Annotated in this window: 19 protein-coding genes and 1 riboswitch; of the genes, 9 read left to right on the top strand and 10 right to left on the bottom strand. The window is 73.3% G+C overall.

What is annotated here, in order from left to right:
* Nucleotides 1-105: 105 nt before the first annotated feature.
* The 3 genes from IAG43_RS07915 to IAG43_RS07925 all read right to left on the bottom strand — a co-directional run bounded on the left by IAG43_RS07915 (nt 106) and on the right by IAG43_RS07925 (nt 2,517).
* Nucleotides 106-471: an Rv2175c family DNA-binding protein gene (locus tag IAG43_RS07915; protein ID WP_187740049.1), complete on the bottom strand. Its 366-nt coding sequence runs from the start codon at nt 469-471 to the stop codon at nt 106-108.
* A gap of 260 nt (nt 472-731) precedes the next feature.
* Nucleotides 732-1,970, bottom strand: coding sequence for an NAD(P)/FAD-dependent oxidoreductase (locus IAG43_RS07920; RefSeq protein ID WP_246574155.1), 1,239 nt, complete (start codon nt 1,968-1,970; stop codon nt 732-734).
* 205 nt (nt 1,971-2,175) lie between these two features.
* Nucleotides 2,176-2,517 carry an avidin-fold protein gene (locus IAG43_RS07925; protein WP_187740050.1) on the bottom strand — a complete coding sequence of 114 codons (342 nt, stop codon included), beginning with the start codon at nt 2,515-2,517 and terminating at the stop codon, nt 2,176-2,178.
* A gap of 85 nt (nt 2,518-2,602) precedes the next feature.
* Nucleotides 2,603-2,717, top strand: a riboswitch (TPP riboswitch).
* Here IAG43_RS07925 and thiO point away from each other — a divergent pair.
* From thiO to IAG43_RS07955, 6 genes are all read left to right on the top strand, one after another.
* The gene (gene thiO, locus IAG43_RS07930) at nt 2,714-3,901 is read left to right on the top strand and encodes a glycine oxidase ThiO (RefSeq protein ID WP_187740051.1); all 1,188 of its coding nucleotides are present in this window, start codon (nt 2,714-2,716) and stop codon (nt 3,899-3,901) included. (Overlaps the previous riboswitch by 4 nt.)
* The gene (thiS, locus tag IAG43_RS07935; RefSeq protein ID WP_187740052.1) at nt 3,898-4,098 is read left to right on the top strand and encodes a sulfur carrier protein ThiS; all 201 of its coding nucleotides are present in this window, start codon (nt 3,898-3,900) and stop codon (nt 4,096-4,098) included. The genes thiO and thiS overlap by 4 nt, the downstream gene beginning before the upstream one ends.
* A 3-nt stretch (nt 4,099-4,101) precedes the next feature.
* Nucleotides 4,102-4,896: a thiazole synthase gene (locus IAG43_RS07940; protein WP_187740053.1), complete on the top strand. Its 795-nt coding sequence runs from the start codon at nt 4,102-4,104 to the stop codon at nt 4,894-4,896.
* A gap of 105 nt (nt 4,897-5,001) precedes the next feature.
* The gene (gene pknB, locus IAG43_RS07945; RefSeq protein WP_187740054.1) at nt 5,002-6,957 is read left to right on the top strand and encodes a Stk1 family PASTA domain-containing Ser/Thr kinase; all 1,956 of its coding nucleotides are present in this window, start codon (nt 5,002-5,004) and stop codon (nt 6,955-6,957) included.
* A gap of 6 nt (nt 6,958-6,963) precedes the next feature.
* Nucleotides 6,964-7,812, top strand: coding sequence for a deoxyribonuclease IV (locus IAG43_RS07950; protein ID WP_187740055.1), 849 nt, complete (start codon nt 6,964-6,966; stop codon nt 7,810-7,812).
* 87 nt (nt 7,813-7,899) lie between these two features.
* Nucleotides 7,900-8,502 (top strand): DUF4396 domain-containing protein, encoded by a 603-nt coding sequence (locus IAG43_RS07955; RefSeq protein WP_187740056.1) that lies wholly within the window; start codon nt 7,900-7,902, stop codon nt 8,500-8,502.
* Nucleotides 8,503-8,515: 13 nt separating this feature from the next.
* On the opposite strand, the gene IAG43_RS07960 is transcribed toward IAG43_RS07955, so the two are convergent.
* Nucleotides 8,516-9,148 (bottom strand): sulfite oxidase-like oxidoreductase, encoded by a 633-nt coding sequence (locus tag IAG43_RS07960; RefSeq protein WP_187740057.1) that lies wholly within the window; start codon nt 9,146-9,148, stop codon nt 8,516-8,518.
* Between the two features lie 153 nt (nt 9,149-9,301).
* Here IAG43_RS07960 and bfr point away from each other — a divergent pair, with 153 nt between their 5' ends.
* On the top strand, nt 9,302-9,781 hold the full coding sequence (gene bfr, locus IAG43_RS07965; protein ID WP_018486665.1) for a bacterioferritin: 480 nt from the start codon (nt 9,302-9,304) through the stop codon (nt 9,779-9,781).
* A gap of 29 nt (nt 9,782-9,810) precedes the next feature.
* On the opposite strand, the gene IAG43_RS07970 is transcribed toward bfr, so the two are convergent.
* Both IAG43_RS07970 and IAG43_RS07975 read right to left on the bottom strand, forming a co-directional pair.
* The gene (locus IAG43_RS07970) at nt 9,811-10,077 is read right to left on the bottom strand and encodes a (2Fe-2S)-binding protein (RefSeq protein WP_425508580.1); all 267 of its coding nucleotides are present in this window, start codon (nt 10,075-10,077) and stop codon (nt 9,811-9,813) included.
* 162 nt (nt 10,078-10,239) lie between these two features.
* Nucleotides 10,240-11,592, bottom strand: a complete 1,353-nt coding sequence (locus tag IAG43_RS07975) for a class II 3-deoxy-7-phosphoheptulonate synthase (RefSeq protein WP_187740059.1) — start codon at nt 11,590-11,592, stop codon at nt 10,240-10,242.
* Between the two features lie 160 nt (nt 11,593-11,752).
* On the opposite strand from IAG43_RS07975, the gene IAG43_RS07980 reads away from it, so the two are divergent.
* Both IAG43_RS07980 and IAG43_RS07985 read left to right on the top strand, forming a co-directional pair.
* Entirely contained in the window at nt 11,753-14,542 is a 2,790-nt protein-coding gene (locus IAG43_RS07980; protein WP_187740060.1) for an N-acetylmuramoyl-L-alanine amidase, read from the top strand.
* A gap of 260 nt (nt 14,543-14,802) precedes the next feature.
* A complete protein-coding gene (locus tag IAG43_RS07985; RefSeq protein WP_187740061.1) occupies nt 14,803-16,722 on the top strand; it encodes an anthranilate synthase family protein in 1,920 nt (639 codons plus the stop codon).
* Between the two features lie 5 nt (nt 16,723-16,727).
* Here the strand turns inward: IAG43_RS07985 and IAG43_RS07990 are convergent, their stop codons facing one another.
* From IAG43_RS07990 to IAG43_RS08005, 4 genes are all read right to left on the bottom strand, one after another.
* A complete protein-coding gene (locus tag IAG43_RS07990) occupies nt 16,728-17,732 on the bottom strand; it encodes a 2-hydroxyacid dehydrogenase (RefSeq protein ID WP_187740062.1) in 1,005 nt (334 codons plus the stop codon).
* A 365-nt stretch (nt 17,733-18,097) separates the two neighbouring features.
* Nucleotides 18,098-18,772: a response regulator gene (locus IAG43_RS07995; RefSeq protein ID WP_187740063.1), complete on the bottom strand. Its 675-nt coding sequence runs from the start codon at nt 18,770-18,772 to the stop codon at nt 18,098-18,100.
* Nucleotides 18,769-19,974 carry a MacS family sensor histidine kinase gene (gene macS / locus IAG43_RS08000; protein WP_187740064.1) on the bottom strand — a complete coding sequence of 402 codons (1,206 nt, stop codon included), beginning with the start codon at nt 19,972-19,974 and terminating at the stop codon, nt 18,769-18,771. Before macS ends, IAG43_RS07995 begins: the two co-directional genes overlap by 4 nt.
* Before the next feature lie 34 nt (nt 19,975-20,008).
* Nucleotides 20,009-20,764: a lysophospholipid acyltransferase family protein gene (locus IAG43_RS08005; protein WP_187744343.1), complete on the bottom strand. Its 756-nt coding sequence runs from the start codon at nt 20,762-20,764 to the stop codon at nt 20,009-20,011.
* Nucleotides 20,765-20,851 lie beyond the last annotated feature (87 nt).

Genomic DNA, 20,851 nt, shown 5'->3' on the forward strand with positions numbered 1-20,851 from the left:
GGTTCCCCCCGGGGTGGTGCGGCGGACGGCCCGCGGGTGCGGACGGGCCGGGGAGACCGGCCCGTCCGCACCCGCGTTCCGGTGCACGGGACGTGCGGCGGAGTGTCAGACGGCGAGCGCCTGGGCCCGGCGCTTCACCTCCGTGCCGCGATTCTCGCCGAGTGCCTGCGCGGGCGTGCCCGGCAGGGTCGGGTCGGGGGTGAAGAGCCACTCCAGCATCTCTTCGTCGGAGAAGCCGTCGTCCCGCAGCAGGGTCAGGGTCCCGGCGAGACCCTTGACCACCTTGGTGCCGTCGATGAAGGCGGCGGGCACCTGGAGCGTCCTGTTCTCACCACGACGGACGGCGATCAGCTGGCCCTCCTTGACCAGCTGCCGCACGCGCGTCACCTCGACATCGAGCATTTCCGCGATGTCCGGCAGGTGGAGCCAGGCGGGGACGAGGGCGTCGGTCTTTGCGTCAATCTCGGTCACGGGAGCAAGCCTGCCATCCTGCGCCGACACTCGGTACCCGGCGGCCTCCGAGCGGGCGTCGCCCGGCCCGCCGGACCGACCCGATCCACCGGACAGCGCCGATCCGCCGGACGGACCGATCCGCTGGACAGCCCGCCCGGACATCCCCGGCCGGGCGCCGCCGGCCCGCCGGGCGGCGGAGAGCGGCACGGGCGCGGGCCGCTCTCCCGCAGGCGCCGGCCGGGCGGGGGCGGCCGGGCACGTACCGGCCGTCCCGGCGGTCACAGGACGGCGGCCTTCAGCGGCACCGACGGGTCCGCGGCCCGCACCGGGTCGAGCGGCGCGCCCGAGGCCAGCAGCCTGCGGCCCTGGGCCAGGTCCCGCGGCCGGCCGACGGTGAGCAGCGCGGCCAGGGCTCCGTCGCGCAGCCACAGGACCGACCAGTCGTCCCGGGCGGCCGGGTCGCCGCGCCACAGCATCGTGTCGGCGGCCGGGTGGTGGCCCGCGTACTGCACGAAGCGGCCGAATTGCTCGGACCAGAAATAGGGCACCGGGTCGTACGCGGCGGTCCCCTCCCCGCCGCCCGTGATGTCAGCCGCCACCGTCCGGGGGCCCTGGAGGGCGTTGTCCCAGTGGTGCACCAGCAGCCGCCGGCCGTAGCGGGCCGACGGGTAGGAGGCGCAGTCGCCGACCGCCCAGACGCCGGGCGCGGAGGTCCGCAGCCGGTCGTCGGCGACGACCGCGCCGTCCGGCCCCACGGCGATGCCGCTGCCCGTGAGCGCCGCGGTCGCGGGACGTGCGCCGATGCCGACGACGACGGCCCCGGCGGGGAGGGTGCGTCCCGAGGCGAGCTCGACCGCGTCCTCCGTGACGGCGACCACGCGTTCCCCGGTCAGCAGGGTCACCCCGGCGTCGGAGTACCAGCGGGTCATGGGCGCGACGACGTCGGCGGGCAGGGCGCCGGCCAGCGGCCGCCCGGCGGCCTCGACGACGGTGACGGCGCAGCCGGCCTCCCGGGCGGCGGTCGCGAACTCCGCGCCGATCCAGCCCGCGCCGACCACCACGATGTCCTGCCCGCGTGCGAGCACGGGCCTCAGCCGGGCCGCGTCGTCGAGGGTGCGCAGCAGGTGGACGCCGGGCACGCCGCCGGCGCCGGGCAGGGCGACGGGTTCCGCGCCGGTGGCGAGGACCAGTGCGTCGTACGGCACGGGCCCCGCCTCGGTGTCCACCTCGTGGTCGGCCGGGCGCACGCCGGTGACCTCGCAGCCGAGGCGCAGCCCGACGCCGAGGTCGTCGAAGTCGACGTCGAAGGCGGAACCCTCGGCGGTGCCGAGCAGGACCGCCTTGGACAGGGGCGGCCGGTCGTACGGCTGGTGGGGTTCGGCGCCGATGAGGGTGACGGCTCCGCCGAAGCCGGCCTCCCGCAGGGCGACCGCCGTCTGCACCCCGGCCATGCCGGCGCCGACGACGACCACCGTCCGGACGTCGCCCGCCGCGTTCCGCCCGCTTCGCTCGATCACCGGGCCACCCTATGGGCTGCGCGTCCGCACCGGCCAGAACGGCCCCGCGCCCGACCCGGTGCGCGGGACGGCGGACCGCCGTGCGGCCCGGACGGCCCGGACGGCCCGACGGCGAGGTCCGCCCGACCCCCGGCGAGGTCCGCCGCGCCGTCAGGAGTTCCGACGCACCGCCAGGAGGCCCGGACCACGGGAGAAGTCCCGCCCGTCACACGGCCGTCTGCTCGACGACGCTGGTGCCGCGGCCCGGCCGGGACTCCCACTCCCAGGTCTCCTCCAGCCGGACCCGGCCGTCGGGCAGCGCCATGACGGCGGAGACGCAGTGCCCGGTGGCCGTGGTGCCGTCCGTCCTCAACTGCACGTAGCGGAAGTCGAGCCGGTCGCCCTCGCGGGTGCCGACCAGGTGTCCGTGGACGATGTCGCCGCCTGCGTACTCGGCCCAGATCCGGCCCTCCCGCTCGTGGTACGTGAAGCGGGTGCGGGTGCCGACCTGGCCGGCGTCCTGGTCCGCGACCGGTGCCATCACCAGCCCGTCGAGCGACCTCACCACGGGTGACCTCCTGTGCCGGACGTGCCCCGCGGCGGAGGACGGCTCCCTTACCGAGCCGTGTGCCGGGGGTTTAGGGTGGCCACCGTAAGACACTCGCGGGAGCCCGGACGCACCGGGCTGAGAGGGAGGCTGGGGCGGCCTCCGACCGTACGAACCTGATCCGGGTCATGCCGGCGAAGGGAGGGGTTGGACGCCCATGTCCCGTACAGCGAACCAGCCGGACGTCCTGGTCGTGGGGGGCGGCATCATCGGCCTCGTGACGGCCTGGCGCGCGGCTCAGCGCGGACTCTCCGTCCGGGTGGCCGACCCGGAACCGGGCGGCGGCGCCGCCCGGGTGGCGGCCGGCATGCTGGCCGCGGTCACCGAACTCCACTACGGCGAGCAGACGCTGCTCGCCCTCAACCTCGAATCGGCGCGCCGCTACCCGGACTTCGCCGCGGAGCTGGAGGAGGCGAGCGGCCGGGGCGTCGGCTACCGGGCCTGCGGCACCCTCGCGGTCGCCCTCGACGCGGACGACCGGGCGCACCTGCGCGAACTGCACGCGCTCCAGACCCGGTCGGGCCTGGAGTCGACCTGGCTGAGCGGCCGCGAGTGCCGGCGGCTGGAACCGATGCTGGCGCCGGGTGTCCGCGGCGGACTGCGGGTCGACGGGGACCACCAGGTGGATCCCCGGCTGCTCGCCTCGGCGCTGGTGACCGCCTGCGAGCGGGCGGGCGTCGTCCTGGTGCGCGAGCGGGCGGAGCGGCTCGTGGTGGAGCGCGGCCGGGCGACGGGCGCGGTCCTGTCGGACGGCACCCGGGTGGCGGCGGGGCAGGTGGTCCTCGCGGGCGGCAGCATGAGCGGCCGGCTCGACGGTGTGCCCGCCGAGGCCGTGCCGCCGGTGCGCCCCGTGAAGGGCCAGGTGCTGCGGCTGACCGTGCCGCCCGCCTTCGCGCCGTTCCTCTCGCGCACCGTGCGGGCCGTGGTGCGGGGCAGCCAGGTGTACCTGGTGCCCCGGGAGTCGGGCGAGCTGGTGATCGGCGCGACCAGCGAGGAGCTCGGCTGGGACACCGCGGTCACCGCGGGCGGGGTGTACGAACTCCTCCGCGACGCCCACGAACTGGTGCCCGGCATCACCGAGCTGCCGCTCACCGAGACCCGGGCCGGTCTGCGCCCCGGGTCCCCCGACAACGCGCCGCTGCTCGGTTTCACCGCGCTTCCCGGTCTGCTGACCGCGACCGGCCACTACCGCAACGGCGTCCTGCTCACCCCGGTGACGGGCGACGTGATGGCCGCCGCGCTGGCCGACGGCGACGTGCCCGACGAGGCGCGGCCGTTCGCCCCCGGCCGGTTCGCCGCAGGCCCGCCGCGCATTCCCTCCGGACGACAGGAACAGCCCGTATGAACATCTCGGTCAACGGTGAAGCCAGGCAGCTCGCCGCCGGTACCACCCTGGACGCGGTCGTGGCCGCGCTGAGCGCCGCGCCCTCCGGGGTGGCGGCGGCCGTCAACGAGAGCGTGGTGCCGCGCGGCGAGTGGGCCGCGACCCGGCTCGGCGAGGGCGACCGCGTCGAGGTGCTGACCGCGGTGCAGGGGGGCTGAGCCGTGGCGGACGATCTGTTCACCCTCGGCGGCACCGCCTTCTCGTCGCGTCTGATCATGGGCACCGGCGGTGCGCCCAGCCTCGATGTGCTGGAGCGCTCGCTGGTCGCGAGCGGCACGGAGCTGACGACCGTGGCGATGCGGCGGCTCGACCCGACGGTGCAGGGGTCGGTGCTGTCCGTGCTGGACCGCCTCGGCATCCGGGTGCTGCCGAACACCGCGGGCTGCTTCACCGCGGGCGAGGCGGTGCTCACGGCCCGGCTCGCCCGGGAGGCCCTCGGCACCGACTGGATCAAGCTGGAGGTGGTGGCCGACGAGCGCACCCTGCTGCCGGACGGCGTCGAGCTGCTGGACGCCGCGGAGACGCTGGTGGACGACGGCTTCACGGTCCTGCCGTACACCAACGACGACCCGGTGCTCGCCCGGAAGCTGGAGGACGTGGGCTGTGCGGCGGTCATGCCGCTCGGTTCGCCGATCGGCTCCGGTCTCGGCATCCGCAATCCGCACAACTTCCGGCTGATCGTCGAGCAGGCCGGGGTGCCGGTGATCCTCGACGCGGGGGCGGGGACCGCCTCGGACGCGGCGACGGCGATGGAGCTGGGGTGCGACGCGGTGATGCTGGCGTCGGCGGTGACCCGGGCGCAGGAGCCGGTGCTGATGGCCGAGGCGATGCGGCACGCGGTCGAGGCGGGCCGGCTGGCACGGCGGGCGGGCCGGATCTCGGTGCGCCACTTCGCCGAGGCGTCCTCCCCGCACGAGGGGCGCGCCGCGCTGGACCCGGAGCGCCCCGCTTTCTGAGGACGGCGGCCGGGGGGCGCGGGGCACGGTGTCCCCTGTCACAGCTCCGTCGCAGCCCTCACCGGCCCGTCCCCGGCTCCCGTACCGGCTCGTAGACTCTCCTGCGTGGACACGACCCTCAAGGACCCCCTCGTCGGGCAGCTGCTCGACGGCCGCTACCGCGTCGAGGGGCGCATCGCCGTCGGCGGGATGGCCACGGTCTACCGGGCCGTCGACACCCGCCTCGACCGCGTGCTCGCGCTGAAGGTGATGCATCCCGGGCTGGCCGCCGACGCGACGTTCGTCGAGCGGTTCATCCGTGAGGCCAAGTCCGTCGCCCGGCTGGCGCACCCCAACGTGGTGGGCGTCTTCGACCAGGGCGCCGAGGGCGCGTACGTCTACCTGGCCATGGAGTACGTCGAGGGCTGCACCCTGCGGGACGTGCTGCGCGAGCGCGGGGCGCTGGCCCCGCGGGCCGCCCTGGACATCCTGGAGCCGGTGCTCGCGGCGCTCGGCGCGGCCCACCGGGCCGGGTTCGTGCACCGGGACATGAAGCCGGAGAACGTGCTGATCGGTGACGACGGCCGGGTGAAGGTCGCCGACTTCGGCCTGGTCCGCGCGGTGGACACGGTGACGAACACCTCCGGAACGGTCCTCGGCACGGTCTCGTACCTCGCCCCGGAGCAGATCGAGTACGGCACCGCCGACACCCGTGCCGACGTCTACGCGTGCGGTGTGGTGCTGTACGAGATGCTGACCGGCGGGAAGCCGCACGGCGGGGACACCCCGGCGCAGGTGCTCTACCTGCATCTCAACGAGGACGTGCCCGCACCCTCGGCGGCGCACCCGGGGCTGGCGGTCGAGCTGGACGAGCTGGTGGCGAGCGCCACCGCCCGCAACCCGGAGGTCCGCCCGCACGACGCGGTCGCGCTGCTGGCGCAGGTCCGCGAGGCACGGGCGGCGCTCGGGGACGCGCAGCTCGACGCGGTGGCCCCGGCCGGCCCCGGGCCGGCCGCGGGCCCCCGCCCGGTGGCCTCCGGAACCCAGGAGGACGAGCGCACGGACGTGCTGCCGCGCACCGTGGCGCGCGAGGAGCCGGGCGTGCGGCACACGGCGCGGCTGACCGTGCCGCCTCCCGACGCGCGGCGGCAGGATCCGCCGCGCCGCGCGCTGCCCGGCCTCGGCGCGCTCGCGCAGCGGCGGGGCGTGCTGGCGCTGGTGATCGCCGTCGTCGCGGTGCTGGGCATCGGCACCGGTGTCTGGTACATCAACTCGGGACAGTTCACCCGGGTCCCGGCCCTGATCGGCAAGACGGAGGGCGACGCCCGCGGCAGGCTGGACGCGGCCGGGCTGGACGTGCGGACGGTGCGGCACGACTTCAGCGAGTCGGTGCCGCGCGGTTCGGTGATCAACAGCGATCCGGGGGGCGGCGAGCGCATCCGCGGCAACGACTCGGTGACGCTGATCGTCTCGCGCGGCCCCAGGATCGTGACGGTGCCCGACGTGTCGGGCCGCCCGCTGGCCGAGGCGCAGCGCGCGCTGAAGAAGGCGGGGCTCGCGCCCGGCGCGGTGACGCGCGAGTTCGACGAGACGGTGCAGCAGGGCTCGGTGATCCGTACGGACCCGGAGGCCGGCAGCAGCCGCAGTCCGGACACCGCGGTGGCCCTCGTCGTCAGCCGGGGCGCGCCGGTCGACGTCCCGGACGTCACGGGCGACACCGCCGAGGCGGCCACCGAGGAGCTGGAGGCGGCCGGCCTGAAGGTGGAGATCGCCGACGCGCGCGTCCACGCCCCGGGCGAGGCCGGTACGGTCGCCCGGCAGTCCGCCGCCGAGGGCACCCGGCTCGCGGGCGGCGACACGATCACCCTGACCCTCTCCAAGGGGCCTCGGATGGTCCCCGTCCCGGACGTCACGGGCGACACGGTGGACGACGCGACCGCCGCCCTGGAGGCCGCGGGCTTCACGGTGAAGGCCGAGAAGAAGTTCCCGTTCCTGGGCGACACGGTGGAGAGCCAGTCCGTCGAGGGCGGCGGCCGGGCGCCCGAGGGCAGTGAGATCGTCATCAGGATCAAGGGAATCTAGGTACCCATGCGCAACCCCGTCGGCGGCCACGTCCCCGTGGCCGGCGGTCTCGCCACGACCGGCCTCGCCTACGCGCGGGAGCTCGCGGCGGAGGCGGTCCAGGTGTTCGTCGCCAACCCCCGGGGGTGGGCGCTGCCGCTGGGCAGTCCCGCCGAGGACGAGAAGTTCCGGACCCAGTGCGAGGCGGAGGGCCTGTCGGCCTGGGTGCACGCGCCGTATCTGATCAACTTCGGCTCGCACACCGAGGCGACGGCCGAGCAGTCCGTGCACTCGATGCGGCACTCCCTGCGCCGGGCCCGGCAGATCGGCGCCCGCGGGGTGGTGGTGCACACCGGGTCGGCGACCGGGGGCCGGTCACGGGAGGTGGCGCTGGCGCAGGTGCGGGAGCGGATGCTGCCGCTGCTGGACGAGCTGACCCATGACGACGACCCCTTCCTGCTGCTGGAGTCGACGGCCGGCCAGGGGTCGTCGCTCTGCGCCCTGGCCGAGGACTTCGGCCCCTACTTCGCCGCGCTGGACGCGCATCCGAAGCTCGGCGTCTGCCTGGACACCTGCCACATCCACGCGGCGGGCCACGATCTCGCGGCACCGGGCGGCATGGCGCGCACCCTGGACGAGCTGGTGGCGACGGTCGGGGCCGGACGGCTGAAGCTGGTCCACGCCAATGACTCCCGGGACGTGGCGGGCGCGCACAAGGACCGGCACGCGAACGTGGGGGCGGGAACGATCGGAGAGCCGCCGTTCGCCGCGCTGATGGCGCATCCGGCCACCGAGGGCGTGCCCCTGATCATCGAGACCCCGGGCGGGAAGGAGGGGCACGCCGCGGACGTGGCACGGCTGAAGGCCCTGCGCTGATCCGCGCGTCCCGTTGAGGAATACCCCAGGGGGGTATACGGTTCCTGTGTATCGGCAGGAGCCGCTATCCGACGTGGGGGCAGAGCCATGCAGCAGCACGGAGAGCACGAACCGGACCGGTCGCACCACCGCACCGGCCGTCACACCGGCCACGACGAGAACGGCGGCCGGACCCGGCACGAGTCCCACGAGGCCCACGGAGCCCGGGGCGCGCACACCGGTCACCCGGACCACGGCCACCGGCCCGGTCACGCCGCCACCGGCTGGGCGACCGCGGTCAGGGCCACCCTCCACTGCCTCACCGGCTGCGCCGTCGGCGAGGTCCTCGGCATGGTCATCGGCACGGCCCTCGGCTGGGGCAACGCCCCGACGATGGTCCTCGCGATCGTGCTGGCCTTCTTCTTCGGCTACTCGCTGACGCTCTGGGCGGTCACCCGCGCCGGCCTCGGCCTGAAGGCCGCCGTCGGCGTCGCGCTGGCCGCGGACACCCTCTCCATCACCGTCATGGAGGTCGTCGACAACGGCGTACTGCTCCTGATCCCGGGCGCCATGGACGCCCATCTGACCGACGGGCTCTTCTGGGGAGCGCTCGCCTTCGCCTTCCTCGTCGCCTTCCTCGTCACCACTCCGGTGAACAAGTGGCTGATCGGCCGCGGCAAGGGCCACGCGGTGGCGCACCGCCACCACTGAGGCCCGGCGGCCCTCAGAGCTCCGGGCCGTCCCCCGGCTCCTCCTGGTAGGAGTAGCGCTGCTCCTTCCAGGGGTCGCCGACGTTGTGGTAGCCGCGCTCCTCCCAGAAGCCGCGCCGGTCGGCGGTCATGTACTCGATGCCGCGGACCCACTTGGGCCCTTTCCACGCGTACAGCTGCGGGACGACGAGGCGCAGCGGGAACCCGTGCTCGGCGGTGAGCAGTTCGCCGTCCTTGTGGGTGGCGAAGATCGTGCGGTCGGAGACGAAGTCCGCCAGCGGCAGGTTCGCGCTGAAGCCGTACTCGGCCCAGACCATGACGTGCGAGACGGCCGGAGCGGGCGGGGCGAGGGCGGCCACCGTCCCGGCCGCCACACCACCCCATTCGGCCCCCAGCATGCTGAACTTCGTGACGCAGTGCAGGTCGGCCACGACCGTGGCGAACGGGAGGGCGGTGAACTCCTCGTGGTTCCAGCAGTGCTTGTCGCCGTCGGCGGTGGCGCCGAAGACCCTGAACTCCCAGCGGTCCGGCTTGAACTTGGGTACGGGGCCGTAGTGGGTGACCGGCCAGCCGCGCTGCAGTCGCTGCCCCGGCGGAAGCTCGGACCCCTGTGGTGCTCGGTATTCCCGGCTCTCCGGCTGACCCATGTCATCCATGGTGACAGACCGCGAGGGGTGGTCATGACCAGGTACGGGCCCATTCGGGCAACTCCTACTAAGGAGGCACTTACTGGACGGTCACCGGCCTCGGTGCAAGGATGCGGGACCGGCCCAGTCATACATGTGGAAGGAGCCTCTGCGATGCAGGGCGACCCCGAGGTCATCGAGTTCCTCAACGAGCAGCTGACCGCCGAATTGACCGCGATCAACCAGTACTTCCTGCACGCGAAGATGCAGGAGAACTTCGGCTGGACCAAGCTCGCCAAGTACACGCGTGCCGAGTCCTTCGACGAGATGAAGCACGCCGAGGTCCTCACCGACCGCATCCTCTTCCTCGACGGCCTGCCCAACTACCAGCGCCTGTTCCACGTCCGAGTCGGCCAGACCGTCACGGAGATGTTCCAGGCCGACCGGCAGGTGGAGGTGGAGGCGATCGACCGCCTCAAGCGGGGGATCGAGGTCATGCGCGCCAAGGGGGACATCACCTCGGCGAACATCTTCGAGTCGATCCTGGAGGACGAGGAGCACCACATCGACTATCTCGACACCCAGCTGGAGCTCGTCGAGAAGCTCGGGGAGCCGCTGTACATCGCCCAGCTGATCGAGCAGCCGGAGAGCTGAGGCGTCCGCCGGGCCCCGGCGGCCCGGCCTCAGGCCGCTTCGTCGAGCACGGCGGCGGCCGGCACCGGGGGCGCGAGGGGATCGGCGGCCAGCACACTCGCGGCCTCGCCCTGGTCCAGCAGCTCGCGGCGGGGGCAGGCGCCCCGGCCGAGCAGCCCCTGGATGCGCCGGACGCACGATCCGCAGTCGGTGCCCGCCTTGGAGACCGACGCGATCTGGCGGGGGGTGCAGGCCCCGGCCGCCGCGTGTTCCTTGACCTGCTTCTCCGTGATGCCGAAGCACGAGCAGACGTACACGCGGGTCACCTCCCGGGGCGGCGCCGGATCGAAGGGGTCGCCCCTCCCTGGATCGGTGAGGCTAACCTAACCTTACCCGGCTCGCGAGGCCGGCAAAAGCCCCGGATACGACGGTGGGGCGCGGATCACAGCGATCCGCGCCCCACCGTCGTCGTGCCGTCGCTACTGGTCGCGGTACATCTCCGCGACGAGGAAGGCGAGGTCCAGCGACTGGCTCCGGTTGAGCCGGGGGTCGCAGGCCGTCTCGTAGCGCTGGTGCAGGTCGTCGACGAAGATCTCGTCGCCGCCGCCCACGCACTCGGTGACGTCGTCGCCGGTGAGCTCGACGTGGATGCCGCCCGGGTGGGTGCCGAGCGCCTTGTGGACCTCGAAGAAGCCCTTGACCTCGTCGAGCACGTCGTCGAAGCGCCGGGTCTTGTGGCCGGAGGCCGCCTCGAAGGTGTTGCCGTGCATCGGGTCGGTGACCCAGGCGACGGTCGCGCCGGAGGCGGTGACCTTCTCGACCAGCTCGGGGAGCTTGTCGCGGACCTTGTCGGCGCCCATGCGGACGATGAAGGTCAGACGGCCGGGCTCGCGCTCGGGGTCCAGCCTGTCCACGTAGGTCAGGGCCTCGTCGACCGTGGTCGTCGGGCCGAGCTTGATGCCGATCGGGTTGCGGATCCGGGAGGCGAACTCGATGTGCGCCCCGTCCAGCTGGCGGGTGCGCTCGCCGATCCAGACCATGTGGCCCGAGACGTCGTACAGGTGGCCCGTACGGGAGTCGACGCGGGTGAGCGCCGACTCGTAGTCCAGCAGCAGCGCCTCGTGGGAGGCGAAGAACTCGACCGTGCGGAACTCCGCCGGGTCGGTGCCGCAGGCCTTCATGAAGTTCAGCGCGTTGTCGATCTCGCGGGCGAGCTGCTCGTAGCGCTGGCCGGAGGGCGAGGACTTCACGAAGTCCTGGTTCCAGGCGTGCACCTGGCGCAGGTCGGCGTAGCCGCCGGTGGTGAAGGCGCGCACCAGGTTGAGCGTCGACGCGGAGGCGTTGTACATCCGCTTCAGGCGCTCGGGGTCCGGGATGCGCGCTTCCTCGGTGAAGTCGAAGCCGTTGACCGAGTCGCCGCGGTACGTGGGCAGCGTGACCCCGTCGCGGGTCTCGGTCGGCTTGGAGCGCGGCTTGGAGTACTGGCCGGCGATCCTGCCGACCTTGACCACCGGCACCGAGGCGGCGTACGTGAGCACGGCGCCCATCTGGAGCAGGGTCTTCAGCTTGTTGCGGATGTGGTCGGCGGACACCGCGTCGAAGGCCTCGGCGCAGTCGCCGCCCTGGAGGAGGAACGCCTCGCCCTTGGCGACGGCTCCCATCCGGGCGCGCAGCTGGTCGCACTCGCCCGCGAAGACGAGCGGCGGATACGACTCGAGGTCCGCGATCACATCGCGCAGAGCCTCGGCATCGGGGTACTCGGGCTGCTGCGCCGCGGGCAGGTCGCGCCAGGTGTTGCCACCGGCGGCGGTGGTCTTAGCGTTCACGGTCACGCCGTCAACAGTACGGGGTCTCGGGAACTGTCCGGCCCAGTGCCCAGTCACTGAGACGGCCGCCCGGTATGTCCCTCACCCCCGTTCACTCGAACGGGTGGTGTTACCCTGCGGCGCGCTGTCGAAACCGATCACAACACAACACAGACCAGGGGTGGGCGTGAGTCAGGGTCACCGGCGAGATCGCAAGAAGAAACGACTCTTTTACGGTGCGGCGGCCGCTGTCGTCGCCACCGCGACCATCGGCACCGTCGCGGTGGCCTCGCCCGGCCTCGTCGGCCTCGGGAGCGAGGCGGGCCCGGCGCGCGCCGAGACGCTCCAGTCGGAGTTCGCCGACGCGGCCCGCGAGTTCGGGGTGCCGCAGAGCGTGCTGATGGCCGTCTCCTACCGCCAGACCCGCTGGGAGTCGCACGCCGGCGAGCCGAGCGTCACGGGCGCGTACAACGTCATGGGCCTCACCAGCGTCGAGCCCGGGGACGTCGAGCAGCACGACGCCAAGGAGCGTCTGGCGCACCTGAACGCGAGCGGCAACCCGGAGATCGAGAAGACCTTCGACGCCGCGGCGGCCCTGAAGGCGCTGCCCGACGAGGCCGTCGACACCGACGACCCGCGGCTGCACACCCTGGACGAGGCCGCGGAGCTGATCGACGGCTCCGCCGAGTCCGTCAAGGAGGACGCGGGCGAGAGCATCAGGGCCGGCGCCGCGCTCCTCGCCGAGTACCAGAAGCAGGCCACCGGCGACCTGCCCGACGACGCCGACCAGTGGTACGCGGCGGTCGCCCGCTACAGCCAGTCGCCCGACAAGAAGGGCGCCGACCTCTTCGCGAAGCGCGTCTTCGACTCGATCCGCACGGGCGAGAAGCGCGTCACCGCCGACGGCGAGCAGCTCACGCTGCCGGCCGACCCCTCCGTGAACCCGGTCAGGCCGTCGAAGGTGCCGCTGGCGACCGCCGCCGCCACCACGGCACTGCCGACCCCGGAGTGCCCCGCCGGGCTGAACTGCAACTACGTCCCGGCCGAGGTCCCGGGCACGGGTCAGCGGAACTACACGCTGGCGAATCGTTCCGCCGAGGCCGGCGGCTTCGACGTCCGCCGGATCGTGGTGCACGACACCGAGAGCAGCTACGCCAGCACGATCAACACCTTCCAGAGCCCCACGGCCCGGGGCAGCGCGCACTACCTGATCCGCGCCTCCGACGGTCTGGTCACGCAGATGGTCGAGAACAGGAACATCGCCTGGCACGCGGGCAACTGGACCGCGAACATGCACGACATCGGCATCGAGCACGAGGGCTACGCCATCAAGGCGGGCAGCTGGTACACCGAGCCGCAGTACGAGTCCTCCGCCGCGCTGGTGAAGTTCCTGGCGGCGAAGTACGGAGTGCCGCTGGACCGCGAGCACATCGTCGGCCACGACGAGGTCCCGGGGCAGCTCGACGACAAGGTCGCCGGGATGCACTGGGACGCCGGCCCCTACTGGGACTGGAACCACTACATGTCCCTGCTCGGCGCCCCCACCGGCGCGGGCGGCGCGGGCGGCCCCCTCAAGGCGGGCCAGCTGGTCCGCGTGGTTCCGCCGTTCACCACGGCGAACCAGCCCACGCTGACGTACGGCGGGGCGACCAAGCCGGTCGCCGCGCGGCCGTCGAACTTCCTCTACCTGTACTCCTCGCCGTCCACCTCGTCGGCGACCCTCACCGACCCGTACTTCCCGTCCTATCTCTGGTCCGAGGGACCGAACTGGGGCAACAAGGTCGTCGCGGGCGGCACCTACGTCGTCGCCGAGGCCAGGAACGACTGGACGGCGATCTGGTACGGCGGCAAGAAGGCCTGGTTCCGCAACCCGGGCGGCCAGTACACCGCCCCGGTCGCCACGGGCACCCTGGTCAAGCCCGTGGCCGGGGCGAAGATCTACGGCCGCACCTTCCCCGAGGCCTCGGCCTACACCGGCACCGGCCAGAGTGCGCCGACGGACAACCCGGCGCACCTGTCCAAGTACACGGCCGCGGCCGGCCAGGCGTACGCGAAGGCCGGCGACCCGGTCGTCGGCGACGACTTCTTCGGCTCCGCGCAGGTGCGGGTCGTCGGGAAGACGGACACCTACGTCCCGATCCGGTACAACCACCGGCTCGCCTGGGTGAAGTCCACCGAGCTCACCGAGGCCGCGCCCGCCGCCCCGGACAACGGCACCACCCGCTTCAACGCGCTCGCCCGGGACGCCTCCGGTTCGCTCTACCAGTACCAGGGCACCGGCAGCGCCACGACGCCGTTCTACTCCCGCTACCGGATCGGCGGCGGCTGGCAGGGCTTCACCGCGATCACCGACTTCGGTCCGCTGCGTGCCGACGGCACCGGCGACATGGTGGCGCGGGACGCGTCCGGCCACCTCTGGTACTACCAGGGCAGCGGCAACAGGAACCAGCCGTTCAAGGCGCGGGTCGCGGTCGGCCCCGGCTGGAACATGTTCAACATGATCGTCGGGTCGCCGGACCTCGACGGCGACGGTCTCGCCGACATGCTGGGCCGCGAGCCGTCGGGCGCGCTCTGGTACTACAAGGGCACCGGCAACCCGGCCGCCCCGTTCGCCCGCCGGGTGAAGATCGGCGACGGCTGGCAGACCTACAACATGCTCCTCGCCCTCGGCGACCTCGACAAGGACGGCAGGACCGACGCCGTCGGCCGCGACTCCGCCGGCTACCTGTGGTTCTACAAGGGCACCGGCAACGCGGCCGCGCCGTACGCCAAGCGCGTCAGGGTCGGCGGCGGCTGGAACATGTTCAACGCGCTGGTGGCCACCGGCGACCTGAACAAGGACGGCTTCCCCGACATGGTGGGCCGTGAGCCGTCCGGGGCCCTGTGGTTCTACAAGGGCACCGGCAACCCGGCCGCCCCCTTCGCCGCCCGTTCCTCGGTCGGCGGCGGCTGGCAGATCTACAACACGCTGATCTGACCGCCGGACACCGGCACCGGCACGCTCCGCCCGCGTCAGCGGGGCCGTCCCTCCCCGGGACGCGCCCCGCGGACGCGGGCGGATGCGCTAGGGTCGGCGTCATGCTCGCGCACGTGATCCGGAACTGGTGGTGGCCCGCTCTTCGGCGGCCCGCCTCCTGATCACGCGCAGCACCGGATCACGAAGGCCGCCCGAGGGGCGGCCTTCTCCGTTTTCCCGGGGACCCGGGCCGTTCCTCCCACCCGGAAGGAACACCCCGCATGATCATCGGCAGACTGCTCGACGACGACTGCCCTCCCTTCGCCCTGCTGCACCGCAGGACACCGGGCCGTGACCACGGCACCGTCGAGGTCCTGATCGGCGACGTCCACGAAGCCGCCCGGCTGGCCGACATCCCGGTCGGCGACGCGCCCGCCCTGGCGCTGGTGCCGTTCCGCCAGATCGCCGAACGCGGCTTCACGGTGACCGACGACGGCACGCCGCTCTCCGTGCTGGTCGCCGGCGAGACCTGCGAGATCCCCCTGGCCGAGGCCCTGGAGGCGCTCCCGGGACACGAGGTGCGCGTCGAGGACGGCGCGTTCGACATCGGCGACGAGGAGTACGCCGGCATCGTCCGGCGGGTGATCGAGGACGAGATCGGCAGCGGCGAGGGCGCCAACTTCGTCGTCCGGCGGACCTTCACCGGAAGCATCCCCGGCTTCGGACGGGCGGACGCGCTGGCCCTGTTCCGGCGGCTGCTGGCCGGTGAGCGGGGCGCGTACTGGACGTTCGTCGTGCACACCGGGGACCGCACCCTGGTCGGGGCGAGCCCCGAGGTCCATGTCCGGATGTCCGGCGGGACGGTCGTGATGAACCCCATCAGCGGCACGTTCCGCTACCCGCCCGAGGGGCCCGACGCCGAGTCGCTGCTGGCCTTCCTGGACGACCGCAAGGAGCGCGAGGAGCTCTCCATGGTGGTCGACGAGGAACTGAAGATGATGTGCACGGTCGGCGACATGGGCGGGGTCGTCGTGGGGCCGCGGCTCAAGGAGATGGCCCATCTCGCGCACACCGAGTACGAGTTGCGCGGCCGCTCCTCGCTGGACGTGCGCGAGGTGCTGAAGGAGACGATGTTCGCGGCCACCGTGACCGGATCACCCCTGGAGAACGCCTGCCGGGTCATCGCGCGGTACGAGCCGCTCGGGCCGGACGGTGTGGGCCGCGGCTACTACGCGGGCGCGCTGGCGCTGGTGGGGCGGGACGCGTCGGGCGCGCAGACGCTGGACTCGCCGATCCTGATCCGCACCGCCGACATCGGCGCGGACGGCGCCCTGCGGGTCCCCGTGGGGGCGACCCTGGTCCGGCACTCCGACCCGATGGGCGAGGTGGCCGAGACCCACGCCAAGGCGGCCGCGGTGCTCACCGCGCTGGGCGTACGCCCCGGGCGGGCCGACAGCGCCGGGGCACCGGCCCGTCTCGCGGACGATCCGCGGGTGCGGGCTGCGCTGGACGCCCGCCGGTCCCGGCTGGCGCCCTTCTGGCTGCGGATGCAGGAGCGGTCGGCCGATCTCGACGGGCACTGCCTGGTGGTGGACGCCGAGGACACGTTCACGGCGATGCTGGCGCATCTGCTCCGGTCGACCGGCCTGGAGGTGACCGTGGCGCGCTTCGACGCGCCGGGGCTGCGGGACGCCGCCCTCGCCCACCGCGGCCCGGTCGTCCTGGGTCCCGGCCCGGGGGACCCCTCCGACCTCACGGACCCGCGGATGGCCTTCCTCCGGGGACTCACCCGCGACCTGCTCACGGGCCACCGGCCCGGTACCGCCCGGCCCGCCGACGGCACGGCGGCACGTCCCTCGCTGCTCGGCGTGTGCCTGGGGCACGAACTGCTCGCGGCGGAGCTCGGGCTGGACATCGTCCGCAAGGACGCCCCGTTCCAGGGCGCGCAGGAACGGATCGACTTCTTCGGGCGCCCGGAGACGGTCGGGTTCTACAACAGCTTCACCGCGCGGTGCGACGAGACGACCGCCGCCGAACTGGCGATGCACCGGATCGAGCTGAGCCGCGACCCGGTCAGCGGCGACGTGCACGCGCTGCGCGGCGAGGGCTTCGCGGGCGTGCAGTTCCACCCCGAGTCCGTGCTGACCATGAACGGCGCCGCGCTGACGGCGACGCTGCTGGCCGGAGTGCTCGTGGGGTGACGGGCTCAGGGCGCCGGCGCGGCGGGGACCAGGACGTTCTCGCTGCGCCGGCCGGCCGCCCAGTCGTCGATGTTGGCGACCGTGGTCTCCACGATCTGGGCGACCGCGTCCGTCGTGTAGTACGCCTGGTGGGAGGTGACCACCACGTTGGGGAAGGTGACCAGCCGGGCGAGGGTGTCGTCGTCGACGGCCTCCAGCGACTTGTCGAGGAAGAACAGCCCGGCCTCCGCCTCGTAGACGTCCAGCCCGACGCCGGTGAAGCGGCCCTTGCGCAGCTCGCCGACGAGGGCCTCGCTGTCGATGAGACCGCCCCGGCTGGAGTTGACCAGGATGGCGTCGTCCTTCATCAGCCGCAGCGCGTCGGCGCCGATCAGATGGCGGGTGGCCGGCAGCAGGGGCACATGGAGGCTGATCACGTCGGACTCGGCGAACAGGTCCTCCTTGGGCACGTACGTCATGCCCAGCTCGGCGCAGGCGGGGTTCGGGGCGACGTCCCAGCCGAGCAGCCGCATGCCGAAGCCGTGGGCGATCCGGGTGAACGCCTCGCCGATCTTGCCGGTGCCGACGACGCCGACGGTGCGCCCGCGCAGGTCGCGCCCCATCAGCCCGTCGAGCCGGAAGTCGAAGTCCCGGGTCCGGTTGGACGCGCGGACGATCCGCCGGTTGACCGCCATGGCCAGGGTCCAGGCGAACTCGGCGACCGAGTACGGGGAGTAGAACGACACCCGGGCCACGGTCAGTCCGAGGCGCTCGGCGACGTCGAGGTCGATGTTGTTGAAGCCGGTGGAGCGCTGGGCGATCATCGCCGTCCCGCCGACGGCCAGGGTCTGGAGCACTCCGGCGTCCAGGCGGGCGTTCACACTGGTGGAGATGGCTTCGTACCCCGCCGCCATGGCCGCGGTGTCCGCGTCGAGGAAGACCCCGACGCAGCGCACCTCGTGGTGCCCCTCGAAGGCCGCCTCGATCAGCGGCTTCTCGTCGGCCTGGACTCCGAAGGCAAGGACTTCCACGGCTTCTCCCCGGATACGGGCGGTGCGAAAACGGGCGGACCGGACATCGCGAGTATCGCGAACATCCGGTCCCGCGGCGCGGGGAGGTTGCCGTACGTACCCGGCGTGCCCACCGGCCGGCCCGTGAACGCGGCGCGGTGGACACGGCACGGTGGACTCGGCCGGGGAACACGGCCCGGTGCGCGAGACATGCCGGGCGCGAAGGCATGCGGCGCGAGGCAGGCGGGCGCGCACCCGGTCTGCGTCGCACCTGGCCGCCCTCGCGCCGGACCGGATCGCCTCCGGGTCCGGTCCGCCCCGGCCGTCGCGGCCCGCGGCCGGGTGCTCCCGCCCGCTCCCCCGCGGTGCCGTGCCGTGCCGTGCCGTCAGACGTCGTCGAGGCCCGCCTCGATGGCGTACCGCACCAGCTCGACGCGGTTGTGGAGCTGGAGCTTGCCGAGGGTGTTCTGCACGTGGTTCTGCACGGTGCGGTGGGAGATGACCAGCCGCTCGGCGATCTGCTTGTACGACAGCCCCTTGGCGACCAGGCGCAGCACCTCGGTCTCCCGCTCGGTGAGCTGCGGCGCCTTCGGCCGGTCGGCCCCGGGCGCCGGACCGGGTTCGGAGGCCAGCCGGCGGTACTCCCCGAGCACCAGGCCGGCGAGCCCCGGGGTGAAGACCGCGTCGCCCACCGCGGTGCGCCGGACCGCGTCGGTCAGTTCCTCGGTGCTGGCCGACTTCAGCAGGTAGCCGGTCGCGCCGGACTTCACCGCCTCCAGCACGTCCGCGTGCTCCCCGCTGGCCGACAGCACCAGGACCCGCAGCCCCGGCAGGGCGGCGACCAGCTCCTTGCAGACCTGCACGCCCGGCAGCTCCGGCAGGTTGAGGTCGAGGACCAGCACGTCGGGGACGACCGCCTTCGCCCTGCGGACCGCCTGGGCCCCGTCGCCCGCCGTGGCCACCACGTCCATGCCGGCCGCCGTCAGGTCGCGGGCCACCGCGTCCCGCCACATCGGGTGGTCGTCGACCACCATCACCCGGACCGTCTGCGTCTCGCTCATCTCTCCGCCTTCCCCCGTGGAACCTTCAACTCGACCTCCGTGCCCTGGCCGGGTACCGAGATCAGCTCGGCCGTGCCGCCCAGGTCGCGCAGCCGGCCGCGGATGGACTGGGCCACGCCCAGCCGTCCCTCGCCCTCCGCCTGCGCGAGCCGGCCCGCCGCGATGCCCGGACCGTCGTCGCGGACGGTCACGATCACCTCGTCGGGCCAGTCCTCGACCAGGATCCAGGCCTGGGCGCCGTCCCCGGCGTGCCTGCGCACATTGTCCAGCGCCGCCGCCGCGGCGGCCGCCAGCTCGCGGGCGACCGGGCGCTCCAGCAGCACCGGCGCGCCCGGCTCGGAGAGCGTGACGCGGGCGCCGGCGTGCGGTGTCAGCAGGGTGCGCAGGTCCACCGGGCCGCCGGGGTCGTCGTCGGCGGCCTCCACGGCGCGCACGACGGCCCCCAGCGACTCGTCGTCGCTCACCCGGGACGGGGGCACGAGGCCGCCCGCCACCAGGCTGCGCAGGGCGACCTCCTGCTCCCCCGCCATCCGGCCCAGCTCGGCGGCCTCGCCGCCGAGTGCCGTGCCGCGCCGCTGCACCATGGCCAGCACCTGGAGCACGCCGTCGTGGATGTCCCGGGCGAGCCGTTCGCGCTCCCTGGTGGCCGCCTCGATCTCCAGCGCCCGCGCGAGGGTGCGCTCGGAGGCCCGGGCGACCTCGACGACGTAGCCGATGGCGATGGAGGCGACCCAGACCAGCAGCACGTTGTGCAGGGTGTCCCGGCTCGGCTCGCCGCGTTCGACGATGTTGGCGACGGCGACCAGCGAGGAGGCGAAGCCCGCCCACCGCCAGCCGCCCTTGAGGGCGAAGGCGAGGACCGCTCCGGCCGTCCAGATCGACGGGAGAGTGGGGCCGTCCACGGTCTGCGCCTGCTCGTCCGCCAGGGGGGTCAGCAGGATGCCGGTGAGCGCCACGGTGAGGTCGGCGATCAGGAAGGCACGGGTGCAGCGGGCCGCGTTCTTGACCCGGGGCAGTGTGGCGAGGGTCCACAGGACCATCACGGCGAGGAAGGCGACCGCGATCTGGGGGCGTTCGAACTTCTCCCGGGTGAAGACGAACAGCAGCACCGCGTAGACCATTGTCAGCAGCCGGTACCCGATGAGCGCGCGCCACAGCGGCAGCTCCACGGACATCCTCACGACGCGTTCGCGCCCGGTCATCGGCCCCTCCCCCGGGGTTCTCGCGGCGTGGCGGCTACGCGGCGGGCCGCTGCGGCTTCCGCGCCTTCTCGGCCTTCTCCGCCTTCTCGGCCTCGGCGCGGGCGGCCTTCTCCGCCTTCTCCGCCTCGGCGATCGCCCGCTTGGCGGCCGTGGCGTAGATGTCGACGTACTCCTGGCCGGAGAGCTTCATGATCTCGTACATGACCTCGTCGGTCACCGAGCGCAGGATGAAGCGGTCGCCCTCCATGCCGTGGTAGCGGCTGAAGTCGAGGGGGGCGCCGATCCGGATGCCCGGACGCATCAGCTTCGGGACGACCTTGCCCGGGGGCTGGATCTTCTCGGTGTCGATCATGGCGACCGGGATCACCGGCGCCCCGGTGGCGAGCGCGACGCGGGCGAGACCGCCGGGCTTGCCCCGGTAGAGCCGCCCGTCGGGCGAGCGGGTGCCCTCGGGGTAGATGCCGAAGAGACCGCCCGACTCGATGACCTCGATGCCCGCCCTGATCGCCGCCTCGCCGGCGCCCCGGGCGCCCGAACGGTCGACGGGGAGCTGGCCGACGCCCTTGAAGAAGGCCGCGGTCAGCCTGCCCTTGACGCCGGGCGAGGTGAAGTACTCCGCCTTCGCGATGAAGGTGACCTTGCGGTCGAGCACCGCGGGCAGGAAGAAGGAGTCCGAGAACGAGAGGTGGTTGCTCGCGAGGATCGCGGGGCCCTCGGCCGGAATGTTCTCCAGGCCCTCCACCCAGGGCCTGAAGGCGAGCTTCAGCGATCCCCCGATGGAGAACTTCATGGCACCGTAGATCAACTCGAAATCCTCCCGTGTGTTCTCGAACAGACTTTATCCCGTGCGGAGCGCCCCTCCGCCGTTCCGGTCACG

This window comes from Streptomyces genisteinicus (assembly GCF_014489615.1).
Lineage (GTDB): Bacteria > Actinomycetota > Actinomycetes > Streptomycetales > Streptomycetaceae > Streptomyces > Streptomyces genisteinicus.

What these genes read in the sequence shown, in the direction of transcription:
- thiO (WP_187740051.1), top strand. Translation starts at nt 2,714, where the DNA reads ATGTCCCGTACAGCGAACCAGCCGGACGTCCTGGTCGTGGGGGGCGGC.
- thiS (WP_187740052.1), top strand. Translation starts at nt 3,898, where the DNA reads ATGAACATCTCGGTCAACGGTGAAGCCAGGCAGCTCGCCGCCGGTACC.
- IAG43_RS07950 (WP_187740055.1), top strand. Translation starts at nt 6,964, where the DNA reads ATGCGCAACCCCGTCGGCGGCCACGTCCCCGTGGCCGGCGGTCTCGCC.
- IAG43_RS07955 (WP_187740056.1), top strand. Translation starts at nt 7,900, where the DNA reads ATGCAGCAGCACGGAGAGCACGAACCGGACCGGTCGCACCACCGCACC.
- IAG43_RS07960 (WP_187740057.1), bottom strand. Translation starts at nt 9,148, where the DNA reads ATGGGTCAGCCGGAGAGCCGGGAATACCGAGCACCACAGGGGTCCGAG.
- bfr (WP_018486665.1), top strand. Translation starts at nt 9,302, where the DNA reads ATGCAGGGCGACCCCGAGGTCATCGAGTTCCTCAACGAGCAGCTGACC.
- IAG43_RS07985 (WP_187740061.1), top strand. Translation starts at nt 14,803, where the DNA reads ATGATCATCGGCAGACTGCTCGACGACGACTGCCCTCCCTTCGCCCTG.
- IAG43_RS07995 (WP_187740063.1), bottom strand. Translation starts at nt 18,772, where the DNA reads ATGAGCGAGACGCAGACGGTCCGGGTGATGGTGGTCGACGACCACCCG.
- macS (WP_187740064.1), bottom strand. Translation starts at nt 19,974, where the DNA reads ATGACCGGGCGCGAACGCGTCGTGAGGATGTCCGTGGAGCTGCCGCTG.
- IAG43_RS08005 (WP_187744343.1), bottom strand. Translation starts at nt 20,764, where the DNA reads ATGAAGTTCTCCATCGGGGGATCGCTGAAGCTCGCCTTCAGGCCCTGG.